The organism is Neobacillus rhizophilus, assembly GCF_018343535.1.
Taxonomy (GTDB): Bacteria; Bacillota; Bacilli; order Bacillales; family Cytobacillaceae; genus Neobacillus; species Neobacillus rhizophilus.
Genome location: NZ_JAGYPF010000003.1, coordinates 435,954 through 448,637 on the forward strand (window position 1 = coordinate 435,954; position 12,684 = coordinate 448,637).

Below are 12,684 nucleotides of genomic sequence, written 5' to 3' on the forward strand. Positions count from 1 at the left end.
GGCTAGACCTTATTTATTTTTAGAGCAATCCTATCAATCAGACTTCCAATCAGAATGCCTGTTAGGTATCGCAACAGATCCACAGCAAGAAAACCATGCCCCAACACCAGCGCTCCGAGCACCGTACCTCGAATCCGATTAATCCAGTCGGCCTGATATAGTTGGCTGAATTCAATTCCGAAACTAAAGATTAAGCTGAGCACCACAGCGGAGCGGATGCTTTTTCCTATTAGCAAAAAACGCCAGCCAAAATATACCATCATCGCCCACAGTGCATCCCCGGCATTTTCTGCCACAAACAGCGGCAGGAAATGGTTGTATTTTCTAGAGGCAAGCCCTAATAATATAACGACTACAATCGATACCAAATAGATAGCTCTAATACTTTTTTTAGTATTCAATGGAATCACTCTTTAACATGTTTATATAAGTATTAAATACTAGAAGTAAATTTTCGTAAAGAATTTGGGAGGGGAAAATGCCTTTATGAATACTGAAGTTGTCAAGAAAATAGCCTTCTCACAATAGTGAGAAGACTAACAAACTCTTATCCCAATGTTTCACCATTAAAACCGAATAGTTCTTTTCCGTAAGATGCAACGGCATCTTCATATAATGACGTTTTATGTGTAGCTACAGAAATTAAATCTCTTAAAATTAATTCGATTGGGCCACCCTTATAAAGAGCCGCACCTCCAAGTGTAAGGAGAAGGCGTACAACAATATCTACACACGATTTGATTATTTTCGTCCGAATGGCAAAGAATTCTGCCGGTCCTGGTGTCGGCTCGTCTTCATTTTCATAGTTTTCCAGCATATGAATATATTTCTCCATTAGGGCTTCAACAGCATGGAACTCAGTTGTGGCTTCAGCAATTACCCTTTGACTACGCGGTGACTCACTTTCCCTTGTTCCATCCATTAACCGGACCCGTTTTTCGGTAAGCTGTTTAAATTCAGCCAGTGCCCGTTCAGCTCCCCCGAGGGCAATGTTAGCAAATCCAATATAGAATGCCGAGAAAAATGGCACATGGTAGAATGGGTATTCTTTATCATAATCTTTCTCAGGGGGTCTTCTTGTTGAATCCATGACTTCTAACCGAAGAATCCGGTCAAGCGGGACGTAAACATTGTCCGCAATCACTTGATTGCTGCCTGTACCTCTTAATCCAAATGTATCCCAGTTTTTCACAACCGTAACCTCAGAAATCGGGATGATTGGCATACAAAATTCCGGACGGCCGCTATCTGGGTGTTCCATAATCACCCCTAGGCCTACCCAGTCACTAAATAGTACACCGCTGGCAAAATTATAGGTTCCTGAAATTCGGAAGCCCTCTCCATCTTTTTCTGCTTTTCCAACTGGTGCAAATACATCACAGATCAGTCCGCCTTGATTTACGACTTCGTCTCTGGTCTTAGGCGGAAGAAAGGATGGCAGTGTATTATGAAGCGGGAATAGATAAGTTAGCCATCCAGCTGAAACGTTATAAAAAGATACGGTTCTGATCACCTTTGCAAAGGTTCTTAAATCAACTTGCGGACCACCGTATTTATTTGGAAGCAGCATTCTTGTAATTTGTGTTTCTTTTAAAAGGTTTACTACATTGTCAGAAATACTGGCATTTTTCTCGGCTTCTTGTGCTTCCATTTCCGCCAGTCGACCAACTTTTACAGCCCCATCTGTTAGCTGCTTAATTAGCTCTGTTTTTTCTAAAGTATTATTAGCCATCATTACACTCCTTCTAGGACAAACTATTTTTTTTGCCACACCGAACTATAGTCCGACGTATTCCCATCACATATCTCCTGCTAAAAACCGGACTAACATTTTTAAAAAGCTTTCCCGTTTCTCAATCTGCACCCAATGACCGCAGCCCTTGAAGAGGTGGAGTTGGGCATTGGGCAGATGCTGCAACAAAGAAAGACTGCTTTCTTTGGAAACAAAACGATCCTCTATCCCATGCAATAGTAAAAATGGCTGTTCCATCCGTTTTAGTGCCGATGGCGGAATGATGTTTTCACCAGGTCCCATTGGAAACATATTGCTAATGTAAGATTTTCGGACCTCTGGACGCATAATCATTTCGTAGCGCTCCCGCAGCACAGATTCTAACTCCCCACCAAGACTTTTCTCGTCATAAACAAACCACTTCGTTAAATTTTTCAACGCAGCATAAGTAGGGTTGCGATAAAATCCCACCATCCTGCCAATCTCCGGAGTGGGTGGGGCTTCTCCGCCAGCACTCCCCATTAAGAGGATTTTTCCAAAACGTTCTGGAGCTGTCATCACCAGATTGAGAGAAACATAGCCTCCCATCGAATTTCCTACTAAGTTAGCTTTTTCTATTTTTAATAAATCCATTAATGTAAGAACCTGTTCCACACGGCAATTTGTCCATTCCCAAAAACTCTTAGGCGGGTCCTCTGGATGGTCCGTGTTTCCGAAGCCGTACATATCAGGCGCTATCACATGATAGCGGTCCGTTAATTCCGGAAGAATATTTCTCCAGTTTGTTTCAGACGTAGCTCCAGGACCTGAACCATGAAGAAAAATAATTGTCTCTGAATTCGATTCTCCGCCTTCACAATAAAAGGTATGAAAATTCCCTGTCGTGATTGTCTTTGTTTTATATGAACTCATTTTTCTATAAAACTCCTTCCTCAATCTAAGCTTCGGTTGTGTCTTCATTCCCGGCGACGGCATTTTCGCCCCAGAAGGTAAGGCCAAGTTCCATTTCTTCCGGCGTCCATTCAATGGGCTCCCAGTCCGGTTCAAAAATTAAATAACCATTCGTAAATAGCTCCACTCTGTGGCCGCTCCCAGGGTCCTTCACATAGATATACATCGCTTGAGAAATCCCATGTTTACCAGGTCCGACAAATTTAATGGCTTCTTCACTTAAAATATCTGCAGCACGCAATAAGTCCTGTGCATTATCAAGCCAATACGCGAGATGGTGGAGGCGATTGGGACCTGAGTTTGTGGTGTCACCCATTACAGCCACATCATGAACAAGAGGGGTGACACTCATCCATCCTGAAACAACTGGACCATTGGGAATTTTAATGTATTCCCGCATTTTGAAGCCAAGATTTTCTGCCAGCCAAGCGTGTATCCCGCCTGGATCCATATTGGTTGCCAAATTCACATGGTCGATACGGCGCGGAGAAACTCCTTTTCTCCATGATTTGTAGGTCTGGTTTTTCAAAGCTGATTTTAAGCCTTCTGGAGCTTTTGGCTTTTCCACGTCATAATAAATTTCAAATGGATGCTTGCTTGGCAGCTGGAAACGAATGGCTCTTCCCTGGCCTGCTTCAACGCCCGCTTCTATCCATTGCACAGCGGTTCCTGCTTTTTCAAGCAGTGCTGCAAAAGCTTCCACATCTTCAGGACGCTTTGTGCGCCAGCCAATATGATCGACTCGGGCACGGTCACCTGCTGTTAACGAAAGCGTATGATGCTCAAAGTCGCCCCATGCCCGTAAATAATGCGTTCCATCTCTTTCCTCTGTTTCCTCTAGACCAATAACATTACAGAAAAACCAAAGTGATTTTTCTAAATCTGGTGTGACTAATGCAATATGTCCTAATTTTGCAATTTCTGGTACTACCATTTTTCTAGATCCTCCTAATTTTAAAATGGAAATGCAATGCGTTGGAATCGCTTACATTTGATTAAATTTTATTTAATTTCGAATTTTCAGAACAGAGCGTTGTTTATCTGTATTTTTTTAAAACTTTGATTAATGTTTGTTCTTGACAATTTGATATAAATATTTATAAAAATAACCAGCCTTTTTTGGCTGGTTTTTGGCTTTCAAACAATAACGAATTCACCTAAGGCAATTAATGCTTTTAAGACTGTAAGCAACTGATGATTATAGTCGGGATTGCGAAGATCTTTATCAAGTACGTTCTCGATTTTTTCCAGTCTGTGTCTCAAACCACTCATTGATAAAGAAAGATCACTCATCGTTTGTTTTAAATTCCCGCCATTTAAAAGATAAAAATAAAGTGTTTTAAGGTGCTCGATATTTTTTAAATCGTTCAGTGGATAAAAAGGCTTAAGCTGCTTTTTAGCCATTTTGTAAATCTTTTCTTTATTTTGTTGGTTAATCATCATTCCGACTATGCCCAAGGAATCATATAATCCTATATTTGTTTTCCCGCTTAGCCTTAATGCAATTAATGCTTCTTCATAATAATCCTGGATATTATTTATCCCATTAGCTTCGCTGCTGATTCCAAATTTAAACAGTATGCCGGGGTGAACCTTTTTTAATTCTTCATGAAAAATTTTTATCATTTCATCGATTTTTGTTTTAATTAGACTTTCAGTAGAGATAAACAAAACGATGTTTCCATTCTTTTGGCCAATCAATAAATTCTGATTGTAATCAGAAAAGAAACGGAACGTGGTTTTCATAAGCTTTTGTTGTAATAGAAACTCCTCTTCAAATGACACTTTGCTGCTTTTGGAATCTAATATAGTAATAAAATATGGTTTTGCAATGTCTACACCGGTATATTTTCCTCTTTCCTTGAGTTCTTTGTCAGAAAGCTGTCCATCGAGCAGCTGTTCTAGAAAATTTCCTTTCATTCTCTCGAAAGACTCAAACTTTGTCTTTTCATTTAATAAAATAAGTGAAGCAGCATGGGCAAACCGTTCCAGGAACAAAATATCTTGTTCCGTTGGACGGGTTTTGCCACCGAAATAAATAAAGTGACAGTAACCGACAACTTCTTTTTGAACGAGAATAGGGGTAATCAGCCGCTCCTGTAGGCGCGTCTTAATTTTCTTTTTCCGAAATGGCAGCTGTTGCTTTTGTCTTCGGCCAATCTGATTTGAGATATTCTCCTGAATATATACATCCATATCTGTACTCAGTTCTTTAAATAATTCTTCTGTCATACCTGAATAACTTAAGGTTCGGAAATTAATATCATCCACGACTGCTGGGATCCCAGCCATCTGATGGACGAGGTCAACGACCAACTGCAATTCACAGCCGTTTACGATTTCTTCCGTTAATTTTTTCTGAAAATCGGCTAATTGCATAATGAAATTCTTCTGCTCAAGCAGTTGTTCATAGGTATACTCCAGTTCCTTAACAATTGGGGTTTCATGTAGGATAGCCCCTTCGTCGATGCCCTCTTCATCCCACTCTTTTTGTGCCCGAACAATCCAGCGGCACTCAGAATCCCCTTTTCCAATACATGATACTTCCTTAACAAGGACACGCTGTCCGCAGACGGTTGACATAAAACCGCTGGAATAACCGACCAGCGTGTGGCATACGGGCGTAGTCGATTGGCCTAATAGTCTAATATGTTCCAATGCTTCATAGGAATCAATCCATATGCCCGTGCCGTGGGTTGAGATCAAATTATGATTTTCATCGAACTCCGCATATCCTTCATATTCTGTACCAAGAAAATGTCCATTTGCTCCATGAAGAACTGGCCCGTTCTTGATAAAATATTCCACAGACTCATCCGTCTTCATGATTTCTTTTGCATCGTTCACCCCTAACTCCCAGCCAAATCGAAATAGGAAACCCTTGATTCTCTCAATGCCGATATTCTTAACCAACTGCTCGCGAAGAATCCCAATGGCTGTAGATGATGTTACAATCTTGCGGTCATATACTGGTAGAGTACGATTATAGTTTTGTTCCGAAAAATGAATTTTCAATTTTAATCACACCCCTTAATTGTAAGGATTTTGAAGAGGACATAAAGAGTTACTTTACTTTCAGGCTAACAGCTATAATTTAAGTAAAATAAAATAGCGAACAGTATCTTTTACTGTTCGCCATCGTCAGGCTTATAAACACACTGGCTTTTTACTTCCTAGCACCACTTTATATTCGTTCGGTCCTAAATCTCTATTCTATCCTCTTATTTTACACAACATTGGATGTATTTGCATTTAAGGTTTCTGACTTTTCAAGGTTCTTTGGACGAACGGCTAGCCACACCAAACCGCCGAACACAAGCAGAATCAACCCGCATACCTGGAATGCATGATGGAAACCTGCTGCTTGACTGGCTGAATGTCCAATCAGCCACCCTGTTACATACGGACCGGCAATGCCGCCCAGTGAGGTCAAAGCCATAAACCATCCTTGAATTTTCCCTTGGTGTCTAGGTGAAACCAAATCAACTAAAATAGCTGGTCCCATTACAAGCGTGATACATCCGAACGTTAAACCTAGTGATAATAAGGCAATCGCTAAAATATTTGAGCTGACTAATGTCCCTAGGAAGTAGCAGACAGCCCCTGCCGCCATAACAGGTCCAAGGACAAAGATCCGGCCCTTTACCATGCTGTTCGTCTTATGATAAATACGGTCCGAAATGGATGAAAACGTGATTTGCGACAATGTAATCATAATCCACGGCAGAGCTACCACGATACTTAAGGTTTCTTTACTTAGATGGCGGACATTTTCCAGATAGTTTGGAAGCCAGTTTAGTCCAATCGTAAATGACCAATAAGTCGCAAACCCGCATAGAGCAACAAAGATAAAGTTTTTCGAAAATAGCACAGAGGTGAATTTTGTTTCGTTCTGGGCGGTACCGGCAGCAGCTTTACCTTTGGCTGGGAATGGCTCGTCTTGTGTAACCGCTTTCTCCTTTGCGCTAAATAACCACGCAATAATCCAAATAAACCCGACTGCCCCTGTCGCAATAAATGCTGAACGCCAGCCAAAGTTCATGATAAGATGCATTAAAACCGGTGCTGAAATTGCGACTCCAAGCGGGCCGCCGACTGAAACAAGTGTTAAACCGATCCCCAATTTTTCCTTAGGCAAATACTTTGAAGCCGCTGTCATCGCCAGCGAATAGGATGGACCTTCCCCAGCCCCCAAAATAATTCTTGTTACCAACAAATAAGTAAAACTGCTGACAAAGATGGTGGAGAATTGAACAATGGACCAAACGGCAACCATACCGGCAATGACCTTTTTAGCACCGATTTTATCTGCCAAGGTGCCTCCCAAAACAGCTGCAAGTGAATATAGCAGGAAGAACACACTGCCCACAATCCCCCACTGCTCTGGAGACAGTCCCAGTTCCTTCATAATCGGAACCGAGGCAAACCCAATAATTGCCTTATCCGCATTACTAATCACCGTTAACAAAAATAATAGAAAAATAATAACCCATGTTTTTTTCGAAACTCCACTTTTCTTTTGCTCCATATACGGACCTCCTTAAATTTCTCCCATATTAAAGTGCTTTACAAGGACCCTTCCACCCCCTCAAATGGAAAGGTCCTTTCCCCTTTTTACTTAAATGAAACTTCTACTTTCCCGATATGCGAAAATCCAGCCGTGAACCGATCCCCTTTTTCGGCCACAACAGCTGCGGATAGTGCACCAGATAAAATGACTTCTCCCGCTTTCAAAACGACATTGTACTCGGATAATTTATTGGCCAGCCAGGCGACACATTCGGCGGGATGGCCCAATACGTCCGAGCCATATCCTGTATTGACCAGCTCGCCATTTTTAAATAGATTCATTTCAATCGACCGCAGGTCAATATCCGATAAGGCATAGCGATCATCGCCAATCACAAACAACCCGCTCGACGCGTTATCGGCAACCGTGTCCGCCAAGGTAATCTTCCAATCGGTAATCCGGCTGTCGACAATCTCCAAAGCAGGAGCGATGTACGCTGTCGCTGCCAGAACATCCTCTACCGTAACATTTGGTCCTGTTAAATCCTTGTTCAGGATAAAAGCAATCTCACCTTCCACTTTTGGCTGGAACAAATCATTTAACGTGATGGTCCCTTGATTGCTTACTTCCATTGTATCCAGCAAATGGCCGTAATCCGGCTGATCGACACCCAGAAGCTGCTGCATGGCAACAGAGGTTAAGCCAATCTTCTTTCCGACGATTTTCTGCCCTGCTTGGACCTTCTCGCCAATCATTTGCAACTGGACTTGATAGGCCTCATCAATCGTCAAATCGGGATACAATTCAGTTAGTGGTGCAATGGATTTCTTGGACTCTTCTGCCTGCTTTAACTGCTCGTATACATACTGAACACGATGAATGACTTGATTGCTCATTGAAAAAACCCCTTTTATAAAAAATAGAGCACTATTTGTTAGATTCAAAATCCTGTGAAACTATGAATCAACTCAATAGTGCTCTCAAATGTTGTCAGATTATTTTGCTGCTACCGCCGAGTCTTCCTGCTTGGCTGCTTCATTGTTGTTTTTTAATAAAAAGTCTGTTAAAACAGCGTTAAACTCTTCAGGTTTCTCCCATTGCGGCCAGTGTCCTGCATCTTTGATGACAACCAATTCACTGTTTGGAATCATATCCTGGATTGGTTTAGCTTCCTCAACAGTTGAAGTTGGGTCGTGATCTGTCCAGGCCAGCAATGTCGGTACATTGATTTTCCCGCACCATGACGGATCCCAGCTGTATAGCTTCCTTACCTCGATATCCTGCAGGCAGACGATATGATGAACCGCTTCTTGATAACTAGGCTGTGTATAAATTTTGTACCGGGACTCGATTAGTTCCTCAGTTACTTGGCTTTTATCGTACATTAACCACTCAAGTCTCGTTTTCACATTTTCATAGTTTGCTTCTAGAACTGCTTTTAACGTAGAATCCTTCAACCGCTGCATGACTTCAGGCTTGTTGTTGACGTTGCCTGGCGTGTTCAGTACCATCGCCTTCACATATTCCGGATGCTCAGCCGCAAACCAGGCTGCCACCCAGCCGCCTAACGACTCCCCTGAAAGATATACTTCTGATAAGCCTAATGCTTGAATCACGCCTAATAAATGCTCGCTGTAAAAATCAATCCCGTATTGGCGGTCTGGCTTCGCAGTGTAACCGTGTCCTACCATATCAATGACAATGACACGGAAGTTTTCTCGTAAGCCTCTGATATTTCGTGCATAGGCCTCGATATGACCGCCGGTGCCATGCAGGAGAATCAACGGCTCCCCATTTCCGGATTCCAGCACTCTTGTTTTAATTCCATTAGCGTCTACATAATAGAGCTTATATTCTAAATCTGCTAATTCTGTCCAGATTGTCATTTCAATTTCCCCTTTTGTAGTAAATTGGCATGATAACTATAGCTATTAAACTCCGACTTCTTGCTGGCCTGATGTGTCAGGTTGTTTCTGGTCAACCGGCTGGCTGAATTGAACAATCGCCATCCCTGTTACCCATTCTGGAATTGGCTCATAGCAGGCCACACTTGCATCAAAGTTCTGCAGCACACCAAGCAGCACAAGCCAGTTGTGGATTTCCTGACCGCCGTTGCCTAAGTTCTCCTCGATAAAAGCAGCACTCCAGTTTCTTAATGTGGAGTAGTCCTTTTCGGTCACCAGTCGTAAAAATTCGCGGTCAACCTGTTCGTTAACAGGACCTGATTTAAGTTTAGTTACATTGGTTTCCCGCAGCTTTAAATACTGGTCAAGCTGGTCAATTTCCTGGCGCCCATTTTTTAAAACATTCACCAGGAATTGATCTTCCGGCTTTTCGCTCTCGATTTTCGGAATTGGCACCCAGTGCGATAAACCGCCTGATGCGACAATCGCCACCTTCAAATCCTGATCCCATGACTCAATCGCTTTGCGGACAACTTCGCCGATTTGGAAACAGCGGTCCATCGTTGGCAGCGGCGGTGCTGACGTATTGACCGCAATCGGAACAACTGGAATTTGCAAATCCGGATTTAAGAAATAAATTCCTTGCGTATGCCCGTGGTCGACCTTCATTTTTAAGGTAAACGCGAAATCAACGTTGTTTTCTAGGCTAGTGTGAAGAATGTGCTTCGCTAATTCCTGCTGAACCGGTATTTGGTACTTAGGAATCTGCCAGTCTCCCCAGCCTTCACATTCGCCGATCCCAATCGTAAAGGATGGCATATGGTCATAGAAATAACTGTTAAAATGGTCGTCAGATATTAAGACAATCACATCTGCACCAGATTGTTCGAGGTACTTTCTCATTTCGGCTGCCGTATTGATGAAACGCTGCCCTTTCTCGCCGCCTCCTGCTTCATTGGTCATAATCATCGGGCTATGCGACATCGCGACACCTGCAACAATTTTAGCCATTTGCTTCCGCTCCTTTTCGTTTCATTATTTTTAAGAAATTCGTAATTTCCTAGATTGTGTGATTTCCTGCTGCCAGACAATCGAAAGCTTTCCTTTGAAAAATAAAGGAATCTCATCTGTAGGTTTGATTGTTGTTCCATCAGCCATGACGGTCACTTCCCGATGGACCGTACCGCTGTTATTTTTTAATACGACCTGATAGCAGCCGGGACACGGGAGGGTGTAATGCGTTTGCACCGTGAAGGCCGCTCCATTCCATTCACACTGTGTTTCATAGAATCGGCCAAGAAACTCTGGAAGTTCTGCCACCCGGCCGCCTAACAGCCGCTCCCGAATGCAGGTCGAACTGATTTTTTCGCCCCGCAGCTCTACTTTTGCTACCTTCGTAACGTCAATCCGGCCGCCGGAGTCTTGTTTCAAACGATCCAAATTGCCGGCACCGCGGGAGCCATAGGAAAAATCAAATCCGGCCACGGCATGAATAATCTGAAGACCATTCAAATATTCCGATACAAACTTCTCCGGTGAAAGCCCCGCGAACTCTTCACTAAATTCCACTATATAAAAAGTATCGACGCCCATTTCCTGAAGCATTGCCTGTTTTTCCGAAAGCGGCATTAGATAATGCACATGAACTTTTCCCTTTGAAATCACTGTTTTTGGATGGGGAAAGAAGCTCATGACGGAAAGCCGCACTTGTTGTTCTTTCGCCTTTTGATAGGCAGCATTAATCACTGCACAATGGCCTTGATGGAGACCATCGAAACAGCCAAGTGCCATAACGTTCGGACTCGCCTTTTTCTGCCATTCTGCCAAATTACGCTCATTCAAATGAATTGTTTCCATAAATGGTCTCCTCTCAAGGTTTCTAGATGGTTACTGGCTGTTCAGCCACTAATGAACGGTACTTGCCGCTGTAGAATATCAACGGCTCTTTGTCTTCAAGGTGAATATCAGTTACTCTGCCAATAAACAAGGTGTGGTCGCCTTCCACATGTTCTGCAGAAACCTCGCAGGCCACCTGTGCCACAGCCCCGTCCAATACTGGCTTTCCATCAAGGCGTCCAAAGGCAACTTCCTTATGCTCTTTTAACTGTCCGGCAAAAATCATGGATAGCTCCTGCTGATCGGCTGCTAGGATATTAACGGTAAAAATCTTGCTTTCCTTGATTTTGCTCAAGATTTTTGCTTTTTCTCCGATGGAAACAACGACGAGCTTTGGATCTAGCGATACAGACATGAACGCATTTGCTGTCATTCCGTGAGTATCTCCTTCTACCTCTGTTGCAATCACGGTCACCCCTGTTGCAAACTTGCCCATTGCTGTACGAAATTGACGATCATCCATTTTAAAATCCTCCTTTTAAATGTCCTAGAAAAATTATCCCCTTACGCCGCTTTCAAAACCAAACAGGTCTTTGCCGTACGCAGCGACAGCATCTTCGTAAAGTGAAGTTTTATGTGTAGCAACAGCCATGATATCCCGCAAGAACAATTCCATTGGGCCGCCTTTATACAATGCGCCACCGCCAAGTGTCAGCAATGATCTAACGGCAATATCGACACATAGCTTAATGGCTTTCGTACGAATCGCGAAGAATTCTGAAGGCGGTGTTTGGCAGCCGTCTTTTTCATAATTGACAAGCAGATTAATATATTTATCCATTAAGCTTTCAGCAACATGGAAATCAGTTGTCATTTCAGCAAGTACCCGCTGGCTTCTTGGTGACTCACTTTCCCTTACACCATCCATTAAGCGGACGCGTTTTTCCGTCAAGGTCTTAAACTCCTTCAGCATCCGCTCTGCTCCGCCAAGTGCCATGTAACCAAATCCAATATAGAAGGATGGGAAGAATGGAATATGATAGAAAGGATATTCTGTATCATAGTCATCTAAAGGCGGTCTCCTATTCTGCTCGGCCTGATCCAGCCTTAAGATGCGCTCCATTGGCACATATACATTATCGGCAATGATTTGGTTGCTGCCCGAACCTCTGAGTCCGAATGTATCCCAGTTCTGGACAATTTCTACTTCAGATGTTTTTAACATTGGCAGGCAGTAGACTGGTTTTTCCGTCTCTGGGAACTGAATCATGACCCCGACACCGACCCAGTCACTATAGTTAATCCCGCTGACAAAGCTCCACTTACCGCTGATCCGGTAACCGTCACCGTCTCGTTCTGCTTTTCCTAGTGCCGCAAAGATATCGGCAATTAATCCGCCCGAATTGATGATTTCGTCTGCGCTTTTTTCAGGAAGAAATGCCGGCAGCATGTTGTGAAGCGGGTACAGATACGTCAGCCATGCGGCAGAAATATTATAGTTGGCCACCTTACGGACAACTTTTGCGAACGTTTTCAAATCTGCCTGTGGGCCGCCGTATTTTTTTGGAAGCATCATCCGTGCAATTTGTGTTTCTTTCATCAGGTCCACCACGTTTTGCGAAATGGTGGCGTTTTTCTCCGCTTCGGCTGCCTCCTGTTCAGCTAGTTGGCCGATTCGTTCCGCGCCAGCTAGTAAATCCTCCACAGTAAGGGATTCTCCTTTTAATAATTGACTTGCCATTTTTCTACAC

General features: G+C 43.1%; 12 protein-coding genes. All 12 read right to left on the reverse strand.

From position 1 onward, the window contains the following. Positions 1-2 precede the first annotated feature (2 nt). Positions 3-368 (reverse strand): ribosomal maturation YjgA family protein, encoded by a 366-nt coding sequence (locus KHA99_RS15640; RefSeq protein WP_254124656.1) that lies wholly within the window; start codon positions 366-368, stop codon positions 3-5. 179 nt (positions 369-547) lie between these two features. Further along, complete coding sequence (locus tag KHA99_RS15645; protein WP_213118406.1) at positions 548-1,732, reverse strand: acyl-CoA dehydrogenase family protein; 1,185 nt, start codon at positions 1,730-1,732, stop codon at positions 548-550. 66 nt (positions 1,733-1,798) lie between these two features. After that, the gene (locus tag KHA99_RS15650; RefSeq protein WP_213118407.1) at positions 1,799-2,644 is read right to left on the reverse strand and encodes an alpha/beta fold hydrolase; all 846 of its coding nucleotides are present in this window, start codon (positions 2,642-2,644) and stop codon (positions 1,799-1,801) included. Positions 2,645-2,669: 25 nt separating this feature from the next. Beyond that, positions 2,670-3,617 (reverse strand): VOC family protein, encoded by a 948-nt coding sequence (locus KHA99_RS15655; protein ID WP_213118408.1) that lies wholly within the window; start codon positions 3,615-3,617, stop codon positions 2,670-2,672. 203 nt (positions 3,618-3,820) lie between these two features. Then, positions 3,821-5,698, reverse strand: coding sequence for a XylR N-terminal domain-containing protein (locus KHA99_RS15660; RefSeq protein WP_213118409.1), 1,878 nt, complete (start codon positions 5,696-5,698; stop codon positions 3,821-3,823). A 211-nt stretch (positions 5,699-5,909) separates the two neighbouring features. Then, the gene (locus KHA99_RS15665; protein WP_213118410.1) at positions 5,910-7,211 is read right to left on the reverse strand and encodes an MFS transporter; all 1,302 of its coding nucleotides are present in this window, start codon (positions 7,209-7,211) and stop codon (positions 5,910-5,912) included. An 86-nt stretch (positions 7,212-7,297) separates the two neighbouring features. Next, entirely contained in the window at positions 7,298-8,089 is a 792-nt protein-coding gene (locus tag KHA99_RS15670; protein ID WP_213118411.1) for a 2-keto-4-pentenoate hydratase, read from the reverse strand. Between the two features lie 99 nt (positions 8,090-8,188). Beyond that, positions 8,189-9,079: an alpha/beta fold hydrolase gene (locus KHA99_RS15675; protein WP_213118412.1), complete on the reverse strand. Its 891-nt coding sequence runs from the start codon at positions 9,077-9,079 to the stop codon at positions 8,189-8,191. Positions 9,080-9,124: 45 nt separating this feature from the next. Further along, positions 9,125-10,108 (reverse strand): DODA-type extradiol aromatic ring-opening family dioxygenase, encoded by a 984-nt coding sequence (locus KHA99_RS15680; protein ID WP_213118413.1) that lies wholly within the window; start codon positions 10,106-10,108, stop codon positions 9,125-9,127. Between the two features lie 30 nt (positions 10,109-10,138). Beyond that, complete coding sequence (locus tag KHA99_RS15685; RefSeq protein ID WP_213118414.1) at positions 10,139-10,954, reverse strand: FAD synthetase family protein; 816 nt, start codon at positions 10,952-10,954, stop codon at positions 10,139-10,141. Positions 10,955-10,976: 22 nt separating this feature from the next. Beyond that, positions 10,977-11,456: a flavin reductase family protein gene (locus KHA99_RS15690; protein ID WP_213118415.1), complete on the reverse strand. Its 480-nt coding sequence runs from the start codon at positions 11,454-11,456 to the stop codon at positions 10,977-10,979. 33 nt (positions 11,457-11,489) lie between these two features. Beyond that, positions 11,490-12,674 carry an acyl-CoA dehydrogenase family protein gene (locus KHA99_RS15695; RefSeq protein ID WP_213118416.1) on the reverse strand — a complete coding sequence of 395 codons (1,185 nt, stop codon included), beginning with the start codon at positions 12,672-12,674 and terminating at the stop codon, positions 11,490-11,492. Positions 12,675-12,684 lie beyond the last annotated feature (10 nt).